Source organism: Mesorhizobium sp. M7A.F.Ca.US.008.03.1.1 (genome assembly GCF_003997495.1).
Taxonomy (GTDB): Bacteria; Pseudomonadota; Alphaproteobacteria; order Rhizobiales; family Rhizobiaceae; genus Mesorhizobium.
Map to the genome: position 1 here is coordinate 69,554 of NZ_RZRU01000016.1, position 23,629 is coordinate 93,182.

27 protein-coding genes are annotated in these 23,629 nt (G+C 63.6%); 17 read left to right on the plus strand and 10 right to left on the minus strand.

Going from position 1 to position 23,629, the window contains the following annotated elements; genetic code table 11:
* Window positions 1-8: 8 nt before the first annotated feature.
* From zwf to EOA16_RS21450, 6 genes are all read left to right on the plus strand, one after another.
* Entirely contained in the window at window positions 9-1,385 is a 1,377-nt protein-coding gene (gene zwf / locus EOA16_RS21425) for a glucose-6-phosphate dehydrogenase (RefSeq protein ID WP_127260051.1), read from the plus strand.
* A 12-nt stretch (window positions 1,386-1,397) separates the two neighbouring features.
* Window positions 1,398-2,117 carry an ROK family protein gene (locus EOA16_RS21430; RefSeq protein ID WP_127260052.1) on the plus strand — a complete coding sequence of 240 codons (720 nt, stop codon included), beginning with the start codon at window positions 1,398-1,400 and terminating at the stop codon, window positions 2,115-2,117.
* A 215-nt stretch (window positions 2,118-2,332) separates the two neighbouring features.
* Window positions 2,333-2,794 carry a MucR family transcriptional regulator gene (locus tag EOA16_RS21435; protein ID WP_027037383.1) on the plus strand — a complete coding sequence of 154 codons (462 nt, stop codon included), beginning with the start codon at window positions 2,333-2,335 and terminating at the stop codon, window positions 2,792-2,794.
* A 122-nt stretch (window positions 2,795-2,916) separates the two neighbouring features.
* Window positions 2,917-4,017 carry a pyridoxal phosphate-dependent aminotransferase gene (locus tag EOA16_RS21440; RefSeq protein ID WP_127260053.1) on the plus strand — a complete coding sequence of 367 codons (1,101 nt, stop codon included), beginning with the start codon at window positions 2,917-2,919 and terminating at the stop codon, window positions 4,015-4,017.
* A gap of 160 nt (window positions 4,018-4,177) precedes the next feature.
* Entirely contained in the window at window positions 4,178-5,416 is a 1,239-nt protein-coding gene (locus tag EOA16_RS21445; RefSeq protein WP_127260054.1) for an MFS transporter, read from the plus strand.
* A gap of 51 nt (window positions 5,417-5,467) precedes the next feature.
* Window positions 5,468-5,776, plus strand: a complete 309-nt coding sequence (locus tag EOA16_RS21450; protein ID WP_127260055.1) for an NIPSNAP family protein — start codon at window positions 5,468-5,470, stop codon at window positions 5,774-5,776.
* On the opposite strand, the gene EOA16_RS21455 is transcribed toward EOA16_RS21450, so the two are convergent.
* The 6 genes from EOA16_RS21455 to hemC all read right to left on the minus strand — a co-directional run bounded on the left by EOA16_RS21455 (window position 5,773) and on the right by hemC (window position 11,935).
* Window positions 5,773-6,489 (minus strand): glutamine amidotransferase, encoded by a 717-nt coding sequence (locus EOA16_RS21455; RefSeq protein ID WP_127260056.1) that lies wholly within the window; start codon window positions 6,487-6,489, stop codon window positions 5,773-5,775. The genes EOA16_RS21450 and EOA16_RS21455 overlap by 4 nt on opposite strands.
* Window positions 6,490-6,504: 15 nt before the next feature.
* Window positions 6,505-6,984 carry a TerB family tellurite resistance protein gene (locus EOA16_RS21460; protein ID WP_127260057.1) on the minus strand — a complete coding sequence of 160 codons (480 nt, stop codon included), beginning with the start codon at window positions 6,982-6,984 and terminating at the stop codon, window positions 6,505-6,507.
* A gap of 36 nt (window positions 6,985-7,020) precedes the next feature.
* Window positions 7,021-8,622: a heme biosynthesis protein HemY gene (locus EOA16_RS21465; protein ID WP_127260058.1), complete on the minus strand. Its 1,602-nt coding sequence runs from the start codon at window positions 8,620-8,622 to the stop codon at window positions 7,021-7,023.
* A 10-nt stretch (window positions 8,623-8,632) separates the two neighbouring features.
* Window positions 8,633-10,183, minus strand: coding sequence for a COG4223 family protein (locus tag EOA16_RS21470; RefSeq protein ID WP_127260059.1), 1,551 nt, complete (start codon window positions 10,181-10,183; stop codon window positions 8,633-8,635).
* 110 nt (window positions 10,184-10,293) lie between these two features.
* The gene (locus EOA16_RS21475) at window positions 10,294-11,007 is read right to left on the minus strand and encodes a uroporphyrinogen-III synthase (protein WP_127260060.1); all 714 of its coding nucleotides are present in this window, start codon (window positions 11,005-11,007) and stop codon (window positions 10,294-10,296) included.
* Between the two features lies 1 nt (window position 11,008).
* Window positions 11,009-11,935, minus strand: coding sequence for a hydroxymethylbilane synthase (hemC, locus tag EOA16_RS21480; RefSeq protein ID WP_127260061.1), 927 nt, complete (start codon window positions 11,933-11,935; stop codon window positions 11,009-11,011).
* Between the two features lie 101 nt (window positions 11,936-12,036).
* Between hemC and tsaD the strand changes: the two genes are divergently transcribed.
* From tsaD to EOA16_RS21510, 6 genes are all read left to right on the plus strand, one after another.
* Window positions 12,037-13,122 carry a tRNA (adenosine(37)-N6)-threonylcarbamoyltransferase complex transferase subunit TsaD gene (gene tsaD, locus EOA16_RS21485; protein ID WP_206517359.1) on the plus strand — a complete coding sequence of 362 codons (1,086 nt, stop codon included), beginning with the start codon at window positions 12,037-12,039 and terminating at the stop codon, window positions 13,120-13,122.
* Window positions 13,119-14,141, plus strand: a complete 1,023-nt coding sequence (locus EOA16_RS21490) for an NAD(P)H-dependent glycerol-3-phosphate dehydrogenase (protein ID WP_127260063.1) — start codon at window positions 13,119-13,121, stop codon at window positions 14,139-14,141. Before tsaD ends, EOA16_RS21490 begins: the two co-directional genes overlap by 4 nt.
* Before the next feature lie 37 nt (window positions 14,142-14,178).
* Window positions 14,179-14,475: a YciI-like protein gene (locus tag EOA16_RS21495; protein WP_127260064.1), complete on the plus strand. Its 297-nt coding sequence runs from the start codon at window positions 14,179-14,181 to the stop codon at window positions 14,473-14,475.
* Window positions 14,476-14,579: 104 nt separating this feature from the next.
* Entirely contained in the window at window positions 14,580-15,005 is a 426-nt protein-coding gene (locus EOA16_RS21500) for an EVE domain-containing protein (protein ID WP_127260065.1), read from the plus strand.
* Window positions 14,960-15,658, plus strand: coding sequence for a methyltransferase (locus tag EOA16_RS21505; protein WP_206517357.1), 699 nt, complete (start codon window positions 14,960-14,962; stop codon window positions 15,656-15,658). The genes EOA16_RS21500 and EOA16_RS21505 overlap by 46 nt, the downstream gene beginning before the upstream one ends.
* 174 nt (window positions 15,659-15,832) lie before the next feature.
* A complete protein-coding gene (locus EOA16_RS21510; protein WP_127260066.1) occupies window positions 15,833-16,249 on the plus strand; it encodes a DUF1761 domain-containing protein in 417 nt (138 codons plus the stop codon).
* 121 nt (window positions 16,250-16,370) lie between these two features.
* On the opposite strand, the gene gcvA is transcribed toward EOA16_RS21510, so the two are convergent.
* A complete protein-coding gene (gene gcvA / locus EOA16_RS21515) occupies window positions 16,371-17,306 on the minus strand; it encodes a transcriptional regulator GcvA (RefSeq protein ID WP_127260067.1) in 936 nt (311 codons plus the stop codon).
* A gap of 130 nt (window positions 17,307-17,436) precedes the next feature.
* On the opposite strand from gcvA, the gene EOA16_RS21520 reads away from it, so the two are divergent.
* On the plus strand, window positions 17,437-17,682 hold the full coding sequence (locus EOA16_RS21520; RefSeq protein WP_127260068.1) for a hypothetical protein: 246 nt from the start codon (window positions 17,437-17,439) through the stop codon (window positions 17,680-17,682).
* Window positions 17,683-17,742: 60 nt separating this feature from the next.
* Here EOA16_RS21520 and EOA16_RS21525 read toward each other — a convergent pair whose 3' ends face one another.
* The gene (locus tag EOA16_RS21525; protein ID WP_206517360.1) at window positions 17,743-18,279 is read right to left on the minus strand and encodes a L,D-transpeptidase; all 537 of its coding nucleotides are present in this window, start codon (window positions 18,277-18,279) and stop codon (window positions 17,743-17,745) included.
* 144 nt (window positions 18,280-18,423) lie between these two features.
* Between EOA16_RS21525 and EOA16_RS21530 the strand changes: the two genes are divergently transcribed.
* The 4 genes from EOA16_RS21530 (at window position 18,424) to EOA16_RS21545 (ending at window position 21,929) form a co-directional block, all read left to right on the plus strand.
* Window positions 18,424-19,107 carry a response regulator transcription factor gene (locus EOA16_RS21530; RefSeq protein ID WP_127260070.1) on the plus strand — a complete coding sequence of 228 codons (684 nt, stop codon included), beginning with the start codon at window positions 18,424-18,426 and terminating at the stop codon, window positions 19,105-19,107.
* 119 nt (window positions 19,108-19,226) lie between these two features.
* Window positions 19,227-19,682 (plus strand): Crp/Fnr family transcriptional regulator, encoded by a 456-nt coding sequence (locus EOA16_RS21535; protein WP_013528897.1) that lies wholly within the window; start codon window positions 19,227-19,229, stop codon window positions 19,680-19,682.
* Between the two features lie 256 nt (window positions 19,683-19,938).
* Window positions 19,939-21,006, plus strand: coding sequence for a glycosyltransferase family 9 protein (locus EOA16_RS21540; RefSeq protein WP_164754348.1), 1,068 nt, complete (start codon window positions 19,939-19,941; stop codon window positions 21,004-21,006).
* 248 nt (window positions 21,007-21,254) lie between these two features.
* Window positions 21,255-21,929 (plus strand): hypothetical protein, encoded by a 675-nt coding sequence (locus EOA16_RS21545; protein WP_127260071.1) that lies wholly within the window; start codon window positions 21,255-21,257, stop codon window positions 21,927-21,929.
* A gap of 29 nt (window positions 21,930-21,958) precedes the next feature.
* Here the strand turns inward: EOA16_RS21545 and EOA16_RS21550 are convergent, their stop codons facing one another.
* Complete coding sequence (locus EOA16_RS21550) at window positions 21,959-22,765, minus strand: exodeoxyribonuclease III (protein ID WP_127260072.1); 807 nt, start codon at window positions 22,763-22,765, stop codon at window positions 21,959-21,961.
* A 168-nt stretch (window positions 22,766-22,933) separates the two neighbouring features.
* Window positions 22,934-23,617 carry an outer membrane lipoprotein carrier protein LolA gene (locus EOA16_RS21555; RefSeq protein ID WP_127260135.1) on the minus strand — a complete coding sequence of 228 codons (684 nt, stop codon included), beginning with the start codon at window positions 23,615-23,617 and terminating at the stop codon, window positions 22,934-22,936.
* Between the last annotated feature and the right edge of the window lie 12 nt (window positions 23,618-23,629).

Sequence of the window (23,629 nt, forward strand, 5' to 3'; positions counted from 1 at the left end):
ACACGCTGATGAGCCCGGAACGGTCCGACACGCTGGTGCTCTTCGGGGCGACCGGCGACCTCGCCCACAAGAAGATATTTCCAGCCCTTTACCAGATGGTCGCCAAGGGCACGCTCACCGAACCGGTGATCGGCGTCGCCTTCGACGCCTGGGACCTCAAGCAATTGCAGGCGCGCGCCCGCGCCGGCATCGTCAATGCGCTGGGCAGGATCGACGAAAAAGCGTTCGCCAAATTCGCCTCGCTGCTGCGCTACGTCAGCGGCGACTACCGCGATGGAGCGACGTTCGAGAAACTGAAAAGCGCGCTCGGCACCGCGCAGCGGCCGCTGCACTACATGGCGGTGCCGCCGACCATGTTCGAGACCGTCGTCCAGGGGCTGGAGCAGTCAGGCACCGCGCATGGCGCGCGGCTGATGGTGGAAAAGCCCTTCGGCCACGACCTGCAATCGGCGCGCTGGCTGAACCGGGTCCTGCATCTGGTGTTCGACGAACAGTCGATCTTCCGCATCGACCATTATCTGGGCAAGGAAGCGATCCAGAACCTGCTCTATTTCCGCTTCGCCAACTCCTTCCTCGAGCCGATCTGGAACCGCAATTTCGTCGAGAGCGTGCAGATCACCATGGCCGAGGATTTCGGCGTCGAGGGACGTGGCCGCTTCTATGACGATGTCGGCTGCATCAGGGACGTCATCGAGAACCATCTGCTCAACATCCTGTTGCTGCTTGCCATGGAGCCGCCTGTCGGCCGTTCCGCCGACGATCTGATCGATGAGAAGGTGCAGGTGCTGCGCGCGATCAGGACGCTGACCAAAGACGATGTCGTGCGCGGCCAGTTCAACGGCTATCTCGCCGAGCCGGGCGTGGCGCCGAACTCGCCGGTCGAGACCTTCGCGGCGGTGCGTTTCTTCGTCGACACCTGGCGCTGGCAGGACGTGCCGTTCTTCATCCGCGCCGGCAAGAACATGCCGGTGCATGTCACCGAAGTGGTGGTGCGGCTGAAGCGGCCGCCGCTCGATGTCTTCGATCCGATCAAGCCCGCCGACCAGAACTACGTCCGCTTCCGCATCGATCCGCAAGTGGTGATCGCGATCGGAGCCCAGCGCAAGGCGCCGGGCGACGACATGATCGGCGAGCAGGTCGAACTGACGGCGCTCGACGACTCAAAGGGCGACATGCCGCCCTATGAGCGCTTGATAGGTGACGCCATGAACGGCAACGGCCAGCTGTTCACCCGCCAGGACGCCAGCGAACTGGCCTGGCGCATCGTCGGCCCGGTGCTTGGCGACACCACGCCGCCGCACCTCTACGAGCCGCTCACATGGGGACCCGCGGAAATCATGGCCGGGTTCGGGCCGCCCAATGGCTGGATCGATCCGGTGAAGTGAGAGGAACACACGATGGCCAAGGCAGTGAAGCAGCCGGCATCGGGCACCGAGCAGCCGGATACTGAAAAGATCGTGCTCACGATCGACATTGGCGGCTCGCACGTCAAGATCCTGACCAGCGCCGGCGGCGCGGAGCGCCGCGCCGATTCCGGACCGGGTCTGACGCCGCAGCAGATGATCGATACGGTCAACAAGCTCGCCGAAGGCCTGTCCTACGACGTCGTCTCGATGGGCTATCCCGGCCCGGTCAATCATAACAGGCCGCTCGCCGACCCCGCCAATCTCGGCAAGGGCTGGGCTGGATTCGACTTCGCGGCTGCGTTCGGCAAACCGGTGAAAGTGGTCAATGACGCGCTGATGCAGGCCATCGGCAGCTACGAGGGCGGGCGCATGCTGTTCCTCGGGCTCGGCACCGGGCTCGGTGCGGCGATGATTGCCGACAACGTCCCCCAACCGATGGAACTCGCGCATCTGCCCTACAAGAAGGGCAAGAGTTTCGAGGATTATGTCGGCGAACGCGGCCTGGAAAAGCGCGGCAAGAAGAAATGGCGCAAATACGTCTTCGACGTCGTCGACCGGCTCCGTGCCGCCATGCAGCCGGACTATGTCGTGATTGGCGGCGGCAACGTCGACAAGCTCGATGAATTGCCCGCCGACTCCAGGCGCGGCGACAACACACGCGCCTTCGAAGGCGGGTTTCGTTTGTGGCGCGACAAGGCGCTGATAGTCTGATACTGTTATTGTTTAATATAGTTGTTCAAAATAACGTGTGACCTGCCATCAAGTCGTTGCAATACGCAGATTTGCCGACTAGGAATTCCGCGCTACAACAACGCCATTCGTTCCGTGGACGCACGAAGGACGCCATAGCATTTTGATTTCGCGCATGATCCTTTCCGGAAGTCGAATCCGATTTTCAGGTCATTCGCTGTAGACGGAGAAATAGAGTGACCGACGATAGCAACAGTGCCCGTAAAGACATCGATCTGCTCGAACTGACCGCCCACATCGTGTCCGCTTACGTCGAGAAGAACCGCCTGCCCGTCTCCGGTCTGGCCGACCTCATCGCCAGCGTCAGCGCCTCGATAAGCGGGCTCGGCAAGCCTGCGGTCCCGGTGGCTGCCCCTCTGGTACCGGCGGTCAACCCCAAGAAGTCGGTGACGCCCGATTTCATCATCTGCCTCGAAGACGGCAAGAAGTTCAAATCGCTGAAGCGTCACCTGGGCGTGCATTTCGGCCTGACGCCGGACGCCTATCGCGCCAAATGGGGCTTGCCGTCGGACTATCCGATGGTCGCTCCCAACTACGCGGCCTCGCGTTCGCTGCTGGCGAAGTCGATCGGCCTTGGCCGCAAGGCCGCCCCCGTGAAGGCGCCCGCCAAGGGCAGGAAGGCGAAGGCCTCGGCCTGAACATTCAGTCCTGAGCCAACAGTCAGGACGACTGGAATAGAAGCCTGCCGGCGAATTCGCCTTGGCAGGCTTCATGTTTTTATGGCTTGGATAGGCTGGACGGGTTCCTTGGGGAGTGAGCCATGAACTACACCAGGATGGTGATCGAGAAAGAGGCGCCGGAAGAATACGGCTACGACCGTATCCGCTACAATCTTTCGGAAAGTTCGATCGCCGACCAGAAGCTCTCCGACATCGGCCTGTCACTGCCTGATCTCACGCTCTTCTATGGCGAGCATCGCGGCGACAAGCAGTTGCGTGCACTGATATCGGCGCAGGATGCAGGCATTTCACCGGATGATGTCCTGGTCACCGCCGGTGCCGCCGGCGCGCTGTTCATTATCTCGACCTCGCTTTTGTCGGCCAATGACCATCTCGTCGTCATCAGGCCCAACTACGCCACCAACATCGAAACCCCAAGGGCGATCGGCTGTGCCATCAGCTTTGTCGACCTGGCCTTCGAGGAAGGCTTCGCCATCGATGTCGAACGCGTCAGGGCGGCGATGCGGCCCGACACGAAGCTGATCAGCGTCACCTGCCCGCACAACCCGACCGGCACGATGATGAGCCGAGCCGAACTCGATGCCCTGGTGGCGCTTGCCGAAAGCAGCAACTGCCATCTGCTCGTCGACGAAACCTATCGCGACCTCTCCTACGGCCGTCGCCTGCCGTCGGCGGCATCGCTGAGCCCGAAGGCGGTCAGCGTCTCGTCATTGTCCAAGGCCTTCGGCATTCCCGGCATCCGCATCGGCTGGCTGATCACCAGCGACGCGGTGCTTCAGGAGAAATTCCTCGCCGCCAAGGAACAGATCGGCATTTGCGGCAGCGTCATCGACGAAGGCATTGCGCGGGGTATGCTCGAGCGCCGGGACGCCTTCCTGGCGACGCTGCTGCCCGAAATGGCCAAGCGTCGCGACATCGTCCAGACCTGGATCGACCGCGAACCGCTGGTCGACTGGGTGCGGCCCGAAGGCGGCGTCGTCGGTTTCCCGCGCCTCAATGTCGATCCCGGCTTCGACCTCGACCGGTTCTATGCGAACCTGCTGGAAAACCATGGCACCTATGTCGGACCCGGCCACTGGTTCGAGATGGAGAAGCGCTTCTTCCGCGTCGGCTTTGGCTGGCCGACGGAAGCCGAGTTGAGCGGCGGCCTCGACGCCATCTCGGCCGCGCTGCGGCAGTAACTTCCCCGTGCGATCGATAGAGCAGGCTGAAAATTCCTTGATCCAGCACCGATTTTGACGCATATCCGCGGCGAACTTTACTAGAAGTTCCATTGGCCGGAACAGCGCCCATCCGGGAAGTGCCCCGCCGACCGATGACATTGCAACGGGGCCTCACTCCATGACATCAGCACAAACCTCGCCGGACCAGCGCTATGCCGCGTTCCGCCATCGCTCCTTCCTGAGCTATTGGGCGGCACGTTTCCTCACCACATTCGCCACCATGATCGTGTCTGTCGCGGTCGGTTGGCAGATCTATGATTTGACGCGCGATCCCTTCGATCTCGGCATTGTCGGCATCGTCCAGTTCCTGCCGTCGCTGCTCCTGGTGCTGGTCACCGGCGTCGTCGCCGATCGCTTCGGCCGCCGGCTGATCATGGCACTGGCGACGGTAGTCGAGGCCGGCTGTGCCCTTGTTCTCCTGTACTTCACGCTGCGTGGCCTCGTCAGTCCGCTGCCAATCTTCGTCGTGCTGGCGCTGTTCGGCATGGCGCGCGCCTTTTACGGGCCGGCCTCGTCGTCGCTATTCGCGAATCTGGTACCGCCGGAGGATTTCGGCAACGCGATTGCCTGGAACTCATCCGCCTGGCAGACGGCGACCATCGTCGGCCCGGTTGCCGGCGGCCTTCTCTACGGAGTCTCGGCCGAGATCGCATATGCCGTCGCCGCTGTGTTGATGCTTGTGGCCGGCCTGCTGATCTTCACCATTCCCAAGCCCGCGCAGCAGGGCACCACCGACAAGCCGACGATGGAAACGCTGTTTGCCGGCTTTCGCTACATCTGGAGCGAGAAGATCGTGCTCGGCGCCATCTCACTCGACCTCTTTGCCGTGCTTTTGTCTGGCGCCTCGGCGCTGCTGCCGGTTTACGCGCGCGACATTCTGGAACTCGGTCCCTGGGGCCTCGGCCTGCTGCGCTCGGCACCCGGCATCGGCGCCATCTGCGTCGCGGTCTGGCTTGCCGGTCACCCGCTGCGTGACAATGCCGGCAAGATCATGCTCGGTTTCGTTGCCGCGTTTGGCGCCTTCACGGTGCTGTTCGGCGTTTCGACCATCACCTGGCTGTCGATCGTAGCCCTTGCCGGTCTCGGCGCCACCGACATGTTCAGCGTCTATATCAGGGAAACGCTAATCCAGCTGTGGACACCCGACGAGGTGCGCGGCCGCGTCAACGCCGTCAACCAGGTCTTTGTCGGCGCCTCCAACGAGGTCGGCGAATTCCGCGCCGGCACGATGGCCGCGCTGATCGGCACGGTGCCGGCCGTGGTGATCGGCGGCATCGGCGCCATCGCCGTCGCGGGCCTGTGGATGGTGCTGTTCCCGCAACTGCGCAAGGTCCGCCACCTCAACGGACGCAACTGATCTTCCCACGGTTGACAGCCGACAGGCCTCGCCCATGCCACAGGAGCTCTCATGATCACTTGCTACTTGAAATATGTCATTGACCCCTACAAGCTTGCCGAGTTCGAAGACTATGGCCGCCGCTGGATAGCTCTGGTCAACCGCTTCGGCGGAAACCATCACGGCTATTTCCTTCCGAGCGAGGGGGCGAGCAATATCGCCTATGCCATGTTCAGCTTTCCGAGCCTTGCCGACTACGAGGATTATCGCAAACGGATGGCTGCCGACCCGGAATGCCAGGAAGTGTTTGAAATGGAAAAGCGCAATCGCAGCATTCTCAGCTATGAGCGCAGCTTCCTGCGGCCGGTGCTCGAACCTTAGCTATTGCTGGGCTTGCCGAAAATCATCCGCAGGAACTCGTCCAGCCAGCGCTTGAGATGCATGTCCCAGATCAGCCGGCCGCCGAGATGATCGCGGCCGGGCTGGGCACCGGGCAATTCGAAGCGATGCGCGCCGCGCACCACCCAGCGCTGCATCATCACCCTGGTCAGTTCGCCATGGAACTGGATGCCCCAGGCATTGTCGCCGTAGCGGAAGGCCTGGTTGGGATAGGTCTCGGCCGTCGCCAGCAGCGTCGCGTCCCTAGGCAGCGAAAAACCCTCGCGGTGGAACTGATAGACCATCTCCGGCCAGTGCATCAGCTGCTTGCCGGCTTCGGTCGCTTTCAGGGGATACCAGCCAACCTCGACCAGCCCTTCACCGTGACCCTCGACCTTGCCGCCCAGATAGTTGACCAGCATCTGCGCGCCGAGACAGATGCCGAGACATGGCCGGTTCTCCCTCAGCGGTATTTCCAGCCAGTTGGTCTCGCGGCGCACGAACTCGTCCTCGTCATTGGCGCTCATCGGGCCGCCGAACACCACCGTGCCGGCGTGGTCGTCAAGCGTTTCAGGCAAGGCGTCGCCAAGCGGCGGCCGGCGGATATCGAGATCGAAACCTTCTTCCAGCAACATGTGTCCGACACGTCCCGGGCTCGAACTCTCCTGATGCAGCACGATCAGGATCTTTGGCTTCGAACTCGTTTGGCGTGGCATGGGAAGGCGAAGATCCTATTCGTCGCTCGATGTTCCGGTGGCGCCGGGCGCGTGCGCCGCTGCCTTGCGGCGTGCCTCGACGCGATCATGGCGTTCGACGCCGATCAGCTCGGCGACGCGCCAGACGGTGTTGTCCTCCAGCTCGTGCAACTCGCCGTCGGCATAGACGATTTCCCACATCAGGCCGATGAAGGCCTTGCGCGCATCGGCATCGAGATGGCGCTTCAGGACGCTGGTGAAGGCATAGAGATCGATCGCCTCATTGTCGGCCCGCTCGCCGGCGGCGGCTAGCGCTTCGAGTTCGGCGCCGCTGATCGAATAGCTCTCCGCCAGCACCGCCTTGAACCGCTCCCACTCGACATCCTGGCGCACGCCATCGGCGTTCATCACATGGTAGAGCAGCGCCGAGGCAGCGATGCGCGGATCGTCGGTGCTGGCATGCGTGCTTGCACCGGCCGGCAAATCCCTGAGAAACGACAGAACGCGTTCAAACATAGATCCATACCCCAACGGCCTGACGGCCTGCCCAACTCAAAACAGCCGAAACCGGCGCGGCGACTTCTCCGCTTCCTCGTCCGGATCGACGCCCGGATCGTCCGGCAGCCGCGCAAGCTCCTCGGCCGGCTCGACGCCCTCGGCATCGCTCGGCACTGCGGCGAAGGCCGCTGCCGTGATTGGCCTGACATGATCTTCTTCGCGACTTTCAGCTTGCTTGCCCGCCGACGTCTCGCCAACGGCGTCATCGATCACCTCGACCGGCCTTTCGCTGGCCGGCTTTGCCAGCACTTCGATGGCGGGCACCGCACCCGTCGGCACGTCATCATGGCTGTCGATCAACTGGCCAAGACGCTCCACCGGCGCGCGCCACTCGAAGGCGTCGAGCCGGCCGGTGATCGGCGATACCGGCGCCCAGCGTTCCGACACCACGCCGTCTGCGACCCAGGCCGGATCACGCGGCGCCCGCACCGCCCTGGACAGCAGCTGCCGCACCTTGCCCTGATCGCCGGTCTCGGCCTCCTCGATGTCGGCGAGCAGCAGGTAGGCGCCCTCGCGGCGGTCCATCCGGATCGCCGCCTCGGCCTCGCGGCGGGCAGTCGAATAATCCTGCGCGTCGAGCGCCGCGCGCGCCACCGTCATCGACGACTCGGCGTGGTTCTTCTTCATTTCCTGCAGCTTCTTCGCCCGGTTGAGGCGGTCGAGCACGGCGTCGCCCGGCCTTGCATGGGTATAGAGCTCGGCAACTTCCGGGTGCGGCTCCGCCTTCCACGCCGCCTCGAGTATCTTCGAGCCCTTGCGCACATCGTTCTGCTTGAACAATGCGGCCGCGGCGGCAACGGCGGCGGGTGCGAAATCGGGCCTAAGCTTGTTGGCCTCGATCGCCGCCGTCCTGGCGGCAGCGGGATCGCTCTCGGCAAGCGCCTGCGCCTTGGCGGTCAGCAGCACGGCGCGGCGGCGGTTGGCGGCATCGCGTTCGATCTGCCGTGTCGATTTCTGCGCATCGACCAGTTTCAGGGCGCCGTCCCAGTCGCCGCGCGCGGTCAGCTCTTCCAGCGTCGATTCCGCCGCCCAGGCCAGCTGCGGCGCCATCACCGCGGCGCGGCCGGCATAATGCCGGGCGGCGTTGCGGTCGCCGAGCCGTTCGGCTTCCAGATAAAGCCCGCGCAAACCCAGCAGCCGCATTTCGGGATCGTCGAGCATGCTTTCGAATTTCTGCCGCGCGCCTTCATGATCGCCTTCGAGCAGCGACGCCTGCGCTTCGAGCAGATGGATCAGCGGCTCCTGGTCGGAACGGATCAGCTTGGCGGCTTCCTTGGTCTTCTTGCGGGCCAGTGCGCCATCACCGGCGCCGGCGGCAATCATGCCGGTCGACAGCGCCTGATAGCCACGATCGCGTCGGCGAACACGGAAATAGCGCGAGATGGTGTAGGGACTGTTCCACAGCGACTTGAGCAGCCACCACAGGATCATCACCGCGGCGACCACGGCAACGACAGCCACCGCCGCCACCATCAGGCTGACCTGGTATTGATAGCCGTTGAAAGTGACGACCATGTCGCCCGGCCGGTCGGCCAGCCAGGCAAAGCCCAGCCCGAGCGCGAAAACGACGATGAGGAAGGCGAGCAGGCGGATCATTGTGTTGCCCTCATGCCTTCATCGCGCCCGAGATCAGCGCATCGACCTGGGTTTCGACCTCGATGCGCGCCTTCAGCTTGCCGGCAAAGTCGGCGCCGGCAGCCTTGGCGGCCTCGGGCAGCGTTTCATACTCGCTGAGTGCCTTGGCGTAGTCGCCCTGGTTGACCGCCGCCTCCATGCGCGCGACGGTTTCCGGTGCGCCGGCGCCTTCGACGGCGCCGATCGGCCTGACCTTGACCAGCGATTCGGCGCTCGACAGAAGGCTCTGAACGAAGCCGGCATTCTCATCGACAGGCGTCGCAGCAGTGACCATGGCATTGGCGGCGGCATCAGCCTGCGACGCGATCTCGGCGCGGGTTGGAACGCCCTTTTCAGCATAGGGGCGCAGTGCCGCAAGCTGCGGCGCATCAGGCGAAATCGCGGCGAGGGTTTCGAGTTCGGCCGAAAACGGCCCGCCACGCTCCAGCGCCGCCTTCAAGGCCGACGCCGCGATGGCAAGCGCGATCTTCGGCTGCCCAGCCGCCGCCTCGACCTTGCCGGACAGCTGCGACACAGACTGCTCCAGCGCTGTCAGCCGGCCATCCTGCGCCGTCGCCGCCTCGCCGGCCGACTTCACCAGCGCGTCGAGGCCGGCCAGTTTTTCGTTGAGCGGGCCGAGATCGACCGGCGCCGAGCTGCCGGCCTTGCCGAGGGCGGCGACCGCCGTCTCGATCTGCGCGACCTTGTCGCCCAGTGCGGCGACGCCGGCGGCGTCGCCTGCTCCACCTTTCTCGACAGCCGATTTCAGCGCCGCCACATCGGCTTTGACCTGCTCCAGGCCCGAGGACAGCCCGACCGTCTTCGCCGCTGCATCGCCGTTGCCGCCGGCGTCCTTCAAGCCGGCGATTTCGGTCTTCAGCGAGGCGATGTCGCCATTGACACCATCGAGCGAGACGCTGGCACCGGAACCGGGCGCGCCGAGCAGGCCGGCAAATTGCAGCCCGCCGGCACCGACCAGCGCGATGACGCCGCCGATGATGCCGGCGGCGATGCCGTTGAGGCCGCCACGCTTTTCAGGGGCTGGCGCCATCTTCTCGTCCCGTGTCTCGGTTTTGGCCTTGCTGCTGTCGGTCTGGGCGCGCTTCGTCGATGCGTCGTCGAAATTGTAATCGTAGGCTTTGGGTTTTCCGGCCGGCGCGGCGGACGCTCCGGGCTCGCCGGACGACCCGGAACCGGCGGACGCGCCGGGATCGCCGGACGCTCCGGGACCGCGAGACGATCCGGGATAGGGGAGCTCAGCCTCGCTGCCGGTCCTTGTTGCTGCTGCCGGTGGCTGATCCGGTTCGGCCCGGGCGTCGGCATGCTCCCAGGGCTCGAGATCGGTCTGGTCGGCATGAACCGGCTCATCGGGAACCTCGGGCTGCGAAGCATTCGCTGCTTCCTCGGCCTTCGCCTCGTCTGTCTGAGCCTCCTGCCTGGCGGCGTCCTCGTCGGCGATGCGTGAGACGGCGCCCGGCTCGAGATCGATGGTCACCGGCTCACGGCGGCTTTTCGAGTGTCGCATCTTCGGCGTCTTGACCATGCCTGGGCTCCGCACAATTCGCTTCGTCTCAACGCCTGGCGGCGCATGATGGTTCAGAAAGGGTCTAGCACATCACCAAGCGGTGAAAAGGGGCGGTGTGATGACGCGGCTCAGCGCGGCGCCTGCAAAAGCGCCAGCAGTGCGTCCTCGTCAGGCTGCGCGGCGATGCGGATCCTTTCGCTGGCGACATCGTCGAAGGCTGCGGCGATGCGAGTGGAAAGCGCAAAAACCCATGTTTTATCGAAGAGACCGCGCAGAGCGGGCCGTCTTGCCAAGGTCTGCATCGCCACCGCCGCCTTGGCTGAATAAAGCAATATCGCGTCGGCAGGTCGCCCGGACAGGCGTTCGAGGATGACTTCGTCCGAATAGCCCACTGTCAGCGTGTCATAGGTCTCGACGGCGTGGACCCGAACGCCCGCCGACCCGAGCCTCTGTTCGAACGCCGGAAAACGCACGCGCCCGCAGAGGTAGACAATCGTCTTTCCAGAGAAATCGGCGGCGAGACTGTCGGCCAGCGCCTCCGCATCGCCCGGGCCTTCACTGACCGACAAAAAACCCGCTTCACGCGCCGCTTGCGCCGTCCTTTTGCCGACCGCAAGACAAGGCAAGGCGGCAAGCGTCGCGATGATTTCTTCCGGCGCATGGCGCATGGCATTGGCGCTTGTGACGGCCACCGCGACGGCATCGTCCGGGATCAGTCCGGCGGCGGGCAACGCCTTTGTTTCGGTCAGGGGCAAAAGAACCGGCTGAAAGCCCGTCTCCTCAAGCCGATGCGCGGTGCGCGACGCACCCGGTTCCGGCCTGGTCACCAGGACGCGAAGCATTTCAGAGCCAGCCGTCGAAGAACTTTTCGCCGGCCCTGGCCCGCACTGTCCTGGCTGCTTCGGTGCCGATACGGGCGGCGTCTTGTGCCGGTCCCTGCAGCTCGACCGTGTGCGACTGCGTGCCGTCGGGCGAGATGATCAGCCCGGCGAAAGACAGTTTTCCGGCCTCGATCGCCGCATAGCCGGCAATCGGCGTGCGGCAGGAGCCATCGAGCGCCGCCAGGAAGGCACGCTCGCAGGCGAGCGCCTGGCCGGTCGGCACATCATGGACGGCTGTCAGCATCTTTTCGGCATCGCGGTCGCCGATACGGGTTTCGATGCCGATCGCGCCTTGCCCCGGCGCCGGCGGGAAAACATCGAGCGGTATCAGGTCGGTGACGACATGCTCGAGCCCAAGCCGCTTCAGCCCGGCATAGGCCAGGATCGTGCCCGCGGCGACGCCTTCTTCAAGCTTGCGCAGCCGCGTCTGCACATTGCCGCGGAACATCACCACTTCGAGATCCGGCCGCATCCGGCGGATCAGCGCTTGCCGCCGCAGCGACGACGAGCCGACTTTCGCCCCGCGCGGCAGTTCGGCGATCGTCTTCGCCGCCTTGCCGACAAAGGCGTCGCGTGCATCCTCGCGTGGCAGGAAGGCCGAGAGTTCGAGACCGTCGGGCAGTTGCGTCGGCATGTCCTTCGACGAATGCACGGCGATGTCGATCCGGCCCGCCAGCAGCGCCTCCTCGATCTCCTTGGTGAACAGGCCTTTGCCGCCGGCTTCCGACAGCGGCCGGTCCTGGATGCGGTCGCCGCTGGTCGAGATGACGACGACCTCGAACGCCTCCGCCGGCATCCCATGCGCGGCCATCAGCCGCGCCTGTGTTTCATGCGCCTGCGCCAACGCCAACGGGCTGCCGCGTGTTCCGATTCTCAAGATTGTTTGCATGGCGCGCAGTCCGTGATAACCCCCCGGCAAGCGAGGCTTTTCCGGGGTTCTCCTAGCGGGGAAAGCCCCATGATACAATCTTTAGGGACAGCGACGAATTGATCCGCGTGCTGGGCATAGAGACGAGTTGTGACGAGACCGCCGCCAGCGTGGTGGCCATCGACGGCGACGCCGCGCCGAAAATCCTGTCCAACATCGTGCTCAGCCAGATCGAGGAGCATGCCGCATTCGGCGGTGTCGTGCCGGAAATCGCCGCGCGCGCCCATGTCGAGGCGCTGGACGGCATCATCGAGGCGGCGCTTGCCGATTCGGGCACAGCGCTCGCCGATATCGACGCGATTGCCGCCACCGCCGGCCCCGGCCTGGTCGGCGGGCTGATCGTCGGGCTGATGACCGCCAAGGCAATCGCCGCGGCGGCGAACAAGCCGCTGATCGCCATCAATCACCTCGAAGGCCATGCGCTGACCGCAAGGCTGACCGATGGGCTCGATTTTCCCTATCTCTTGCTGCTGGTCTCCGGAGGCCATACGCAAATCGTCGCCGTGCGGGGCGTCGGCGACTACCAGCGCTGGGCAACGACCATCGACGACGCGCTCGGCGAAGCCTTCGACAAGACGGCCAAGATGCTCGGCCTGCCCTATCCCGGCGGACCGAATGTCGAAAAGGCGGCACAGGCCGGCAGTGCCTCGCGCTTTGCCTTTCCGCGTCCGATGAAGGGCTCGGCGCAGCCCGACTTCTCCTTCTCCGGCCTCAAGACCGCCGTACGCCAGGCGGCGAGCGCCATTGCGCCGCTGAGCGACCAGGACGTCGCCGACATCTGCGCTTCGTTCCAGGCAGCGGTAGCCGATGCTCTGGCCGACCGCGTTTCTCGCGCGCTGACGCGCTTTCGCGAGACATTTCCCGGCACGAAAAACCCGGCTCTCGTCGTTGCCGGTGGTGTCGCCGCCAACCGCACGATCAAGATCATGCTGGAGCGGCTCTGTGCCGAGACCGGCTTCGCCTTCATTGCGCCGCCGCTGGAGCTTTGCACCGACAATGCGGCGATGATCGCCTGGGCAGGCATCGAGCGGCTGCGCGAAGGCATGGCGCAGGAGAACGGCTTCGATTTCGTGCCGCGCTCGCGCTGGCCGCTGGACAGCATCTCGGCGCCGATGGTCGGCTCCGGCCGGCGCGGAGCCAAGGCATGAACGAGCGGGCAATGAGCGGCAACGAAACCGCGCCAAGCGGCTGGCGCGTTGCCGTGCTCGGTGGCGGGGCCTGGGGCACTGCCTTGGCCTTGGCAATGCTGCGCGCCGGGCATTTCGTCCGTCTTTACGCGCGCGACCCGGAGACCGTCGCCGCGATCGACCGCGGCGAAAACCCACGCTATCTGCCGGGCATTACGCTCGAGGCCGGCATCGTGGCGACGAGCAACATCCAAGCCGCGCTCGACGGTGCCGATTGCGTGCTGGCGGTGACGCCGGCGCAGTCGCTGCGGGCTACGTTGGCGGCAGCGAAGGATCATATGCCGGCCGGTATCCCGCTGGTTCTGTGTGCCAAAGGCATCGAAAGCGAGACCGGCGCCTTGCTGTCGGCGATTGTCGAAGAAATCCTGCCGCTAAATCCGGTGGCCGCTTTGTCGGGTCCGAGCTTCGCCGCCGACGTCGCCCGCGGCCTGCCGACGGCCGTTGTGGTCGCCGCCCGCGACGAGGCATTGGCCGCCGATCTCGCCGCCCGCTTTTCCGCCGAAAACCTGCGCTGCTATTCGAATGACGACCTGATCGGCGTCGAGATCGGCGGCGCCTTGAAGAACGTTTTCGCCATTGCCGCGGGTGCTGTCGCTGGCGCGGGTCTCGGCGCCAGCGCCCAGGCCGCCATGGTGACGCGCGGCTTTGTCGAACTGCGCCGCATCGGCGCCGCCTTCGGCGCCAGGCCCGAAACGCTGATGGGGCTTTCCGGTCTTGGCGACCTGCTGCTGACCTGCTCGTCCACCCAGTCGCGCAATTTCGCCTATGGCCTGGCGCTCGGGCAAGGCAAGCCACTTGCCGGATTGCTGCTGGCCGAAGGTGTGCCGACGGCGGCGATCGCTGCCCGCATCGCCACCGAGCGCAACATCGACGCGCCGATCATTGCCGCCGTCGCCGCCATACTGGACGGTGCCATCACCGTCCGGCAGGCTGTGACCGCCTTGATGACCCGGCCGCTGAAGACCGAAACCAACGATTGATCCCCCGACCTTGAACCCGAGACCAGGAGAAAGAACCATGCTGTTTGCTGTGATTTGCAAGGACAAGCCCGGAAGCCTGCAGGTGCGCCTCGACACGCGGCCCGAGCATATTGTCTTTCTCGAGGGGTTGAACGGCGACAAGAAGCTGGCATTCGCCGGTCCGTTCCTTGACACCGAAGGCAAGCCCAATGGCAGCCTCGTGGTCGTCGAGGCACCCGACATGGCAGGGGCGCAGGCTCTGTCGGCCGCCGACCCCTACGCCAAGGCCGGGCTGTTCGAAAGCGTCGAAATCCGCCCGTGGAACTGGACGTTCAACAAGCCGGCGGCTAGTTAATCCCGGTCGCCCGCGAGCGCACGCAAGAAGCAATTCCAGGAAAAGTGTGAAACGGTTTTCCCTCCGGAATTGCGTCAAAACAATGAGTCTAGAAGGAGAAAGACATGAACTACTGGCTGTTCAAATCGGAGCCATTCAAGTTCTCCTTCGAGATGCTGAAGGCCAAGGGCAAGGCCGGCACGCAATGGGACGGCGTGCGCAACTACGCCGCGCGCAACAACATGAAGGCAATGCAGGTCGGCGATCTCGGCTTCTTCTACCATTCCAACGAGGGGCTGAACGTCGTCGGCATCGCTGAAGTCTGCGCGCTTGCCCATCCCGACACCACCTCGGACGATCCGCGCTGGGAATGCGTCGACATCCGCGCCGTAAGGGACGTGCCGAACCCGCCGACGCTGGAACAAGTGAAGGCCAATCCGAAGCTTGCCGACATGGCGCTGGTGCGGCTCGGACGGCTTTCCGTGCAGCCGGTGACGCCGGCCGAATGGAAGGAAGTCTGCCGCATGGGCGGCTTGACGCCGGCTCCGTGACGGCGCTCACGCCCAACAGCGCCAAACAATTCATTCTCGACAACACGGCGCTGATGGCGCCGCCGCACGTGCCGGAAATCCTGCTTCATCTTGCCGACGAAGCGCATGATCTGTGGCAGCGGACCGAGGATGAGCTGGTCGAGATCGGCCTGCCGCCGCCCTTCTGGGCTTTCGCCTGGGCCGGCGGCCAGGGCCTTGCCCGCTATGTCCTGGACAATCCCGGCACGGTGCGGGGCAAGCGCGTGCTCGACTTCGCTTCCGGCTCCGGCCTTGTCGCCATCGCTGCCGCCAAGGCAGGTGCCGCCAAGGTGATCGCCACCGACATCGATCCGTTTTGTGCCATCGCGATCCGGCTCAACAGCGAAATCAACGGTGTCGGGACCGAATTCCTCGGCACGGATTGCATCGGCACCGATGCAGGTTGGGACGTGGTCCTGGCCGGTGATGTTTTCTACGACAAATCTTTCGCTGACCGGCTGATGCCATGGTTCGCAACCCTGAAGGCGCGCGGCGCCGAAATCCTCGTCGGCGATCCCGGCAGGTCATATATGCCGAAGGCAGGGCTGGAGCCGCTTGCCGTCTATGAAGTGGCCGTTACGCGGGCGCTGGAGGATGCGCTGGTCAAACGCACGACCGTCTGGCGGTTCGCTTGACGCGATCACCGAACAGGCGTTCCATCACATCCGGACCAAAGCAAGTCCAGGAAAAGTGTGACACGGTTTTCCCGGGAAAAGCGCATAGCGCTTTCCCTTGGGAATTGCGTCGAAACAAGAGAGAGGGCGGTTCTGCGTTTCCGTGAAGCGATGAACCGCACTGAGGGGGATCTCATGGATTTTTCAGCAGTGAACTGGCTGGCGGTGGCTGTCGCCGCAATCGTCGCATGGCTGTTCGGCGCCGCCTGGTACATGGGCCTGAGCAAGCCTTGGCTGAAGGCCGCCAAGCTCGATCCGGCGACGATAAAGAAGTCACCGCTGCCCTTCGTCATCAGCTTCATCGCCGAACTGGTCATGGCCACCATAATGGCCCTGGTCGTCGGCGCGATGACCGGCGGCGAGCCGACATTGCTCGCCGGACTTGTCTTCGGCTTCGTGCTCTGGCTGGGTTTCGTCGCCACGACGCTCTCGGTCAACCATCGCTACGAGAATTTCGGCTGGGACCTGACCCTCATCGACGGCGGCCACTGGCTCGGCGTGCTGCTGATCATCGGCGCCGTGATCGGCTGGTTCGGCGCGGCGGCAAGCTGATCAAGAAGGCAGTAGGGGAACAGGGGCACCGACGCCTATCCCTACTGCCCTACTGCCCTACTGCCCTACTGCCCTACTGCCCTACTGCCCTACTGCCCTACTGCCCTACTGCCCTACTGCCCTACTGCCCTTTCTCCGTGGTCCGCGTCTTGGCGACTTCCTCGAGCATCCATTCGCGAAAGGCGACGATGCGCGGATCGTCGGCGGTATTTTCGGGATAGACCAGGAAATAGGCGAATTCGGGCGCCACCCGCAGGCCGAGTTCGAAAGGCTGCACCAGCCTGCCCTGGGAAAGGTCGTTCGCCACCATGGCGAAATCGGCGAGCGCGACGGCATTGCCGTCGAGCGCTGCCTGGACGGCATCCGTGGAATTTCCGAACACGACGGTCCGGCTGTCGTCGAAATCATTGATGCCGGCCGCCGCCATCCACATCCGCCAGTTCGGCCACGTCACGCCTTGCCGCGACCATTCGATATGCGCAAGCGTGTGATTGAAGAGGTCGCGCGGCTCGCGCAGCGGCGGACCGGACGTCAAGAGGCTTGGGCTGCACACCGGAATGAGGATGTTGTCGAACAGCCGGTGGGTGCGAAGGCCCGGATATTTGCCGGCGCCAAAACGGATGCCGACATCGATGTCATCGAGTTCGAAATCCCGCACTTCATAGGCAATGTCGAATCGCAATTCGATATCGGGGTGATGCTTGCGAAAATCGTCGACGCGCCGCATTAGCCATTTTGATGCGAACTGCGCGTCGAGCGTTACCTTCAAAAGAGCGGTGCCACGCGTCAGCTTTTGCGCCCGCGAAACGGCCCGGCCAAGCAAGTCGAGCGCGTCCGCCGAGGCGTCGAACAGCACCGTTCCCGCCTCGGTGAGCCGGATGGTGCGGCTGGTGCGCGTGAACAGCACCAGCCCGAGCTGATCCTCGATTTCCTTGATCTGATGGCTGACGGCGGCCGGTGTCAGGCCAAGCTCGTCGGCGGCACGGGTGAAATTGAGGTGCCGCGCCGCTGCTTCCAGTGTCCTCAAGGCCCGAGTCCCGGGTAGAAGGCGAGCCATCCTATCCTCAAATAAAACTTGATGATCCAGAGAAAACTACTCGTTTCTCGCAGAGATTTCAATCTGGCATGATCCAATCATCGAAACATCATCAAGCCGGATTTGCTATCCGGAGAGAACGGATCACACCATGTCCATCATCGTTTTGAATTCATCGACACCCCGTCCGAACTGGCTGGCCGAGACCCTCGAATGGTTGCGTCACGCCCGGGTCGCGATCAATCTCCCGCACCAGAACGTCGAAGACCTGTCGGAACGGCAACTGCGCGACGTTGGCGCCAAGCGCAAGGACATCGCACGCGCCATGGACCGCGAAATGGGCCGCCTCGGCCTTCTCGACATCGGCTGGCAGAGGAATAAGGGAAATAGGCAGTAGTGGAACAGGGGAGTAAAGCCGCGCCGACGCGCATCCCTACTCCCTACTCCCTACTCCCTACTATCTCACCACCCTCACCACCGTCCGGTCCGACAACAACGGCAGCAGCCGCGCCATGGTTTGCGCCGTCACAGCCACACAGCCTTGCGTCGGCGTGAAGCCGGGGCGCGCCAGATGGAAGAAGATGGCGCTGCCGCGCCCGCGCCGGCGCGGCGACAGGTTCCAGTCGAGCACAAGACAGGCGTCGTAGAGCCGGTCGTCGCGCCGCATGCGTTCGTGGCTGGCGCCATAGGGAATCCTGACCGGCCTGTTGTAGTTGCGGTCGTCAGGCACTTCGCACCAGCCGAGATCGGGCCCGATCGGCGTCATCGCCAGACGGGTCCTGCGGCCGCTGGAGAACTGATCCCCCCGGAAATATCCCGACAGGATCCGCATCGCGGCCAGCGGTGTGGCGCCATCGCCTTCGCGCTTGCCGGCGGAGATACCGCCGCGCCCCAGCGCACAGGCAAACACCGTTTTCCCGGCCTGCAGCAGGCCCTGGCTTGGATGGCCGGGCCTGGCCCGCACGGTCAGCACACGCAGCCCTTTTCGCAAAATTGCGCCGGCTGCATTGCGATCGTGTTTTTTCTTGTATGATCGTGCCACGGAACAAATCACTGTGAACGGCTGTTGCGCCGGTCAGCTTCCGCATAAACAGGCAGCGGTCAACTGAATTTTCTTTTCAAAACAACGGATTGATCCATGACTTCACGCACCATACTGATCGTCGACGACGATGACGACCTGCGCGGCACGCTGGTCGAGCAATTATCCCTTTACGAGGAATTCGACGTGCAGCAGGAATCGACTGCGGCAAAAGGTGTCGCCGCAGCGCGCGGCGGCCTCGTCGATCTGCTCATCATGGATGTCGGGCTGCCCGACATGGATGGCCGCGAAGCGGTGAAGATCCTGCGCAAGGGCGGCTACAAGGCGCCCATCATCATGCTGACCGGCCACGACACCGATTCGGATACGATTCTTGGTCTCGAGGCCGGCGCCAACGACTATGTGACGAAGCCGTTCCGCTTCGCCGTGCTGTTGGCGCGCATTCGGGCGCAGCTGCGCCAGCATGAGCAGAGCGAGGACGCCACCTTCTCGGTCGGGCCCTATACTTTCAAGCCCAGCCAGAAACTGCTGCTCGACCCGCGCGGCGGCAAGGTGCGGCTGACGGAGAAAGAGGCCTCGATCATCAAATATCTCTATCGCGCCGACCAGAAGGTGGTGACGCGCGACGTGCTGCTCGAGGAGGTGTGGGGCTACAATTCCGGCGTCACCACGCACACGCTGGAAACCCATGTCTACCGGCTGCGCCAGAAGATCGAGCGCGATCCTTCCAATGCGGAAATTCTTGTGACAGAAAGCGGCGGCTACAAGCTGGTTCCTTAAACATTTCATTATCCATGAGCGGTCGGGCGGGGCCGCTTTCGGGTACGATCCAGTTGGAGGGTGGTTTGGATCGAACTCGCAGAGGAGGAGGCGGACTGTCGGTTCGGGGACATAGCTAGATGGCGCTGGATGACGACATCCGCGTCCTGTCCGCCGTGAGGCTCTTCGAGGGCTTCACGCAGGAACAACTGCGCCTGCTCGCCTTTGGCGCCGAGAACACCAGGCTGATTGCCAACCACAAGCTTTATCGCGAGGACGACGAGGCCGATTCCGCCTATATCGTTGTCAGTGGGCGCATCGTGCTCTACCGGGAGCAGAATGGTGAACGCATCCCGATTGGCACGGCAGACCCCGGCACGATCCTGAGCGAACTGGCATTGATCGCCGACACCAACCGGTTGACCAGCGCCTCGGCCGAGATCGATTCGGAAGTGATGCGGCTCAGCCGCAAGATGTTCCGCCGCATCCTGGAGGAATATCCCGAGATCGCGGTCAAGCTCCACCAGCGCATCTCGGAGGAATTTCAGGCGATGATCCGCCGCATCGAGGAACTGGCGCCGCGCTTCTCCGGCTGAGGCAGCCCGCCTACGAAGCTGTTGGCTTCGCGACCGAAGGCAAAAGCGCGGCGGCGTTTTTCAACGACATTCGCCGCGATAACCTGATCGTGGCGCACTGCGGCCGGAGTGGGGAATCGCCAATGGGTCGTTCATCCGGATGCCCGGATCCAGGGGCAAGGTTCCGTTGACAGGCAAGAGGTGAAATCCTAAAGCACCTCGAAGGCGGCCGGCGCAGCAGGCGCCACCACCACCAGGCTCCTGGGGGGAGCGAGCCATGCCATCAGGGCGGTACGAGACGATTATCTTGTATTCCCGCAATGACGCGTTCGGCGACGGACTGATCCGGCTTCCAGCTTTGCGCGCCGCCAGAACGGCATTCCCCGATAGTTTCATCGTCTACGGAACCACCCGGTCGTCGTCCCTTGAACACAGCCTCAATCGCCATGCCGGCCATTTGGTCGATGCGATCAACGTGCGGACGCCGCTCGCGCGGCTGATCGCCGGTCACCGCAAGGGCAAGGAGCGATTGGCCGTTGTCGATTTCCGCATCTCGGCGCGCTGGCTGCTTCAAGCCTCGGCATCACTGCTCGGCCGCGGCATCGCCTATGAGGCAAACTTTCCGGCTTTCGCCCTTTCCTGGCGCCTGGGCCAAAGGCCTGAAGCACGACCCGAGCACAATGCCTGGCGCTATCACCGCCTCATCGAACGCCTTGCCGGCAAGCGGCTGCCTTTCGATCATCGGCTGGAGCCTGGCCCGGCCGCACGAGCGGCGGCCAGGAGCCTTGCGGACGGCAAGCATGCTCCGTTGATCATTATCGCGGCGCATGGCAGCGCCAGCAAGCGCATGTCGGCGGATCAGGTTGCCGCGATCGCCGACAGCCTGATCGCCAACGGGGCGGACCTGCTCTATGTGAAAACCCCCGGCGATGGTCCCGATATGGCTGAGCTGGCTCAGCGCGTGCCGAAGGTGCGGCTTGTCGATTCCGCCGCGATCGAGGGGGTCGATATCGGTGACATTTTGCTGGCGCTCGGCGAGTTTGCCGATCTTTACATCGGCGCCGAAGGCGGTACCGCACATCTCATGGCAACCGTGATGACGCCGATGGTTATCGTCAATGGCGGCGCCAACATGGCCCGTTGGAGGCCGCTTTCGAACTGCGTGGACGTGATCGATGCCCGCCATGCCAGCCCGACCGGCCTGGTCGCCGATGTCCCTGCGTCGACAATCATCGAAGCGGTGCAACGGATGCTGGCGACGCGCCGCCGCGACCATCCCCATCTGCCGGATCTCGCGGCCTGTCAGCGCAGCAATTTCGCGACAACGATATGCATGAAGACTTGAAGCGCGCCATTTGAATTTGAGTTAATCTGGTCGCGCTTCGAAACGTGTTGGGGTTCAGGTCGGCGATTTGCAGGCCGGCCTCACCTGAACATCGACGCCATGGTACAATGGGTTCGGTGGGGCGAAGCGCTGCAACCGTTCCGTGGTGACCACCGGCACAATGCAGGCGGAGTTCTCGGCGGCAGATCTGGCGCATATCGTACTTTGGTTCCAATGGAGTTCCTCTCAGTCCTCAATGAGAATAGAAAATGCCAGAGAACAACGCGCTGAACACAAAGCATGGCGGCGAATGGAAAATAGCCTGGCGCCTGGTCATACTGGCGGCGGCGGCGATTAACGTTGCGATGCTCTTAGCCGCGCTGTTCGTCGCGCAAATTCGTGGTCTTGACGCCTGGATCTTTTATCGAGATCCATCTGCAGCCGCCGAAGTCGGCTTCTATACGGGGTGGATTTCGTCCCTGGGTGCTTCGCTATGGATCGGCTCCGGCGCCGCGACCCTGTTTGCTGGCCTGCTCACGCGCCGATGGGATTGCACGTTTCTCGGCGGCCTGACCCTGGTCTTGGGCCTCGACGACCTCTTGTTGATCCATGAGGACGTGCTGCCCATTGTAGGGATACCGGAGATCGTTCCGATGATTGCCTACGCCGCCGCCGGGTTGTTCTGGTTCTTTCGGCTGCGACGAAAGACATTCGACGGCACGATCGTCTTTGTGGCCGCAGGCTTCCTGCTCGCGATGTCAGCATCGATCGACCAACTCGGAGAGCTGTTTCCCACCCCTGGTTCTGCGGCCGCCATCGCCGAGGACGTCGTCAAAGAGCTTGGCATCTTCCTTTGGGCGGCAGGTGCCGTGGGGTACGCGGCGATGGTGACTCGATTGGGCCGTCCGTGGGTGGATCCAGCCGATCCCAATTCTGCCGACTGAACGCCGCACGCGCCGCATCTTCGACCAGATTAGTCCAGATCGAACCGCGCGATGACAGGCACATGGTCCGACGGGCGCTCCCAGCCGCGCGCCAGGCGCAGGATCTCGTAGCCGGAAAAGCTGGGCACCAGGTTTGGCGACGACCAGACGTGGTCGAGGCGGCGGCCGCGATTGGACAGCTCCCAATCCTGCGCGCGATAGCTCCACCAGGTGTAGAGCTTCTGCTCATCCGGAACGTTGAGCCGCATCAGGTCGACCCAGTTGCCGGCGCGACGCATCGCCTCGAAATTTTCCGTCTCGACCGGTGTGTGGCTGACCACGTTGAGCAATTGCTTGTGCGACCAGACGTCATGTTCGAGCGGGGCGATGTTGAGGTCGCCGACCAGCACCGAGCCGGACACCTCGTCATGTTCTGCCCGGATGGCATTCATCTCGGCAACGAAATCAAGCTTGTGCTTGAACTTCCTGTTGATGAGGGGATCCGGTTCGTCGCCGCCCGCCGGGACGTAGAAATTGTGCAGCAGGATCGCCTTGCCGCCGGCCCGCACCGTCACCGAGAGGTGCCGGCTGTCCTCGATCTCGCAAAAGCGTCGCTTTTCGACCACCTCGATCGGCCGCCGGGCCACCGTCGCGACGCCGTGGTAGCCCTTCTGGCCATGGAAGGCGATGTGCTCGTAGCCGAGCTTGCGGAAAGCCTTTTCGGGAAACAGTTCGTCGGGAACCTTGGTTTCCTGCAGGCACAGCACGTCGGGCGCATGCTCCACCAGCAGGCGCTCGACGATCGGCATGCGCAGGCGAACGGAATTGATGTTCCAGGTGGCGATGGAGAAGGGCATTTGGCAATCCAGGACAGCGTGCAACCGGCCAGAACCGATGGGTCCCGGCGGGGAAGACGCCTTTTGACGGAGTCGGTCCGGGAAACTGCCAGCCGCAAGCCGCAAAGACAAGCCGGGCAACGCCCGACGAGGCGCGGCCAGGTGCTTTCCACAGCTATAACGACAGGGTTAGCGCGCCTTGTTGGTGTTGAGCTCGCGATTCGCCGTGTAATCGATGGCGAAAGTATCCGGCGCGAAGCTGACGCCTTCCTTGGTGTTGAAGATCATCACCGTCGTATCCTTGCCCTGCGCGTCGGTGATCGTCCACTGCCGCAAATCGAAGGTTTTCGGATCGAACATCATGGTGATCTTCGAATTGCCGAACACCGATTTGTCGGCGAGCTGGATGGTGGTGAGGTCATCCTCCTGCTTGACGCTTTTGACGCGGTCGCCGGAGAGGTCGATCCTGGTGTCGAGCAGCAGCTTCAGAGGCGTCTTCGACAGCGGATAGAGATCGGACGTATTGAGCCTCTTGTTCAGGATGACCACCGACTTGCCGTCTGAAATCACCCGGAAATTCGAAGAGCCGTCATAGTTGAAGCGGATCTTGCCCGGCCGTTCAAGGAAGAACTTGCCGCCCGTCTGCTCGCCCTTGGGGCCGAACTGCACGAATTCGCCGCTCATCGATTTGACCGAGGAAAAGTGGTCGGCGATCTTCTGTGCGGCGGCGGGCACAGCCGCCTGCGCCGAGGCCAGCACCTGGAAGCCGGGCACCGCGTTGAAGGCTGCCGCCCCTGCAAACGCCAGGCCGAGGCCCAGCAACTGACGCCGGGAGGGAGCAAATGTGCTGAGCGCTGAAAGATCGTTTTTCATGTCGGTCACTCT

Bases quoted from the DNA above. Each gene is read 5' to 3' on its own strand.
- EOA16_RS21555 (WP_127260135.1), bottom strand. From the start codon at position 23,617: ATGAAAAACGATCTTTCAGCGCTCAGCACATTTGCTCCCTCCCGGCGT.
- EOA16_RS21465 (WP_127260058.1), bottom strand. From the start codon at position 8,622: ATGATCCGCCTGCTCGCCTTCCTCATCGTCGTTTTCGCGCTCGGGCTG.
- hemC (WP_127260061.1), bottom strand. From the start codon at position 11,935: ATGCAAACAATCTTGAGAATCGGAACACGCGGCAGCCCGTTGGCGTTG.
- EOA16_RS21545 (WP_127260071.1), top strand. From the start codon at position 21,255: ATGCCAGAGAACAACGCGCTGAACACAAAGCATGGCGGCGAATGGAAA.
- gcvA (WP_127260067.1), bottom strand. From the start codon at position 17,306: ATGGCTCGCCTTCTACCCGGGACTCGGGCCTTGAGGACACTGGAAGCA.
- EOA16_RS21505 (WP_206517357.1), top strand. From the start codon at position 14,960: ATGGAAGGAAGTCTGCCGCATGGGCGGCTTGACGCCGGCTCCGTGACG.
- EOA16_RS21470 (WP_127260059.1), bottom strand. From the start codon at position 10,183: ATGGTCAAGACGCCGAAGATGCGACACTCGAAAAGCCGCCGTGAGCCG.
- zwf (WP_127260051.1), top strand. From the start codon at position 9: ATGAGCCCGGAACGGTCCGACACGCTGGTGCTCTTCGGGGCGACCGGC.
- EOA16_RS21450 (WP_127260055.1), top strand. From the start codon at position 5,468: ATGATCACTTGCTACTTGAAATATGTCATTGACCCCTACAAGCTTGCC.
- EOA16_RS21455 (WP_127260056.1), bottom strand. From the start codon at position 6,489: ATGCCACGCCAAACGAGTTCGAAGCCAAAGATCCTGATCGTGCTGCAT.
- EOA16_RS21535 (WP_013528897.1), top strand. From the start codon at position 19,227: ATGGCGCTGGATGACGACATCCGCGTCCTGTCCGCCGTGAGGCTCTTC.
- EOA16_RS21460 (WP_127260057.1), bottom strand. From the start codon at position 6,984: ATGTTTGAACGCGTTCTGTCGTTTCTCAGGGATTTGCCGGCCGGTGCA.
- EOA16_RS21495 (WP_127260064.1), top strand. From the start codon at position 14,179: ATGCTGTTTGCTGTGATTTGCAAGGACAAGCCCGGAAGCCTGCAGGTG.
- EOA16_RS21445 (WP_127260054.1), top strand. From the start codon at position 4,178: ATGACATCAGCACAAACCTCGCCGGACCAGCGCTATGCCGCGTTCCGC.
- EOA16_RS21520 (WP_127260068.1), top strand. From the start codon at position 17,437: ATGTCCATCATCGTTTTGAATTCATCGACACCCCGTCCGAACTGGCTG.
- EOA16_RS21500 (WP_127260065.1), top strand. From the start codon at position 14,580: ATGAACTACTGGCTGTTCAAATCGGAGCCATTCAAGTTCTCCTTCGAG.
- EOA16_RS21430 (WP_127260052.1), top strand. From the start codon at position 1,398: ATGGCCAAGGCAGTGAAGCAGCCGGCATCGGGCACCGAGCAGCCGGAT.
- EOA16_RS21475 (WP_127260060.1), bottom strand. From the start codon at position 11,007: ATGCTTCGCGTCCTGGTGACCAGGCCGGAACCGGGTGCGTCGCGCACC.
- EOA16_RS21550 (WP_127260072.1), bottom strand. From the start codon at position 22,765: ATGCCCTTCTCCATCGCCACCTGGAACATCAATTCCGTTCGCCTGCGC.
- EOA16_RS21490 (WP_127260063.1), top strand. From the start codon at position 13,119: ATGAACGAGCGGGCAATGAGCGGCAACGAAACCGCGCCAAGCGGCTGG.
- EOA16_RS21440 (WP_127260053.1), top strand. From the start codon at position 2,917: ATGAACTACACCAGGATGGTGATCGAGAAAGAGGCGCCGGAAGAATAC.
- EOA16_RS21530 (WP_127260070.1), top strand. From the start codon at position 18,424: ATGACTTCACGCACCATACTGATCGTCGACGACGATGACGACCTGCGC.
- EOA16_RS21510 (WP_127260066.1), top strand. From the start codon at position 15,833: ATGGATTTTTCAGCAGTGAACTGGCTGGCGGTGGCTGTCGCCGCAATC.
- EOA16_RS21540 (WP_164754348.1), top strand. From the start codon at position 19,939: ATGCCATCAGGGCGGTACGAGACGATTATCTTGTATTCCCGCAATGAC.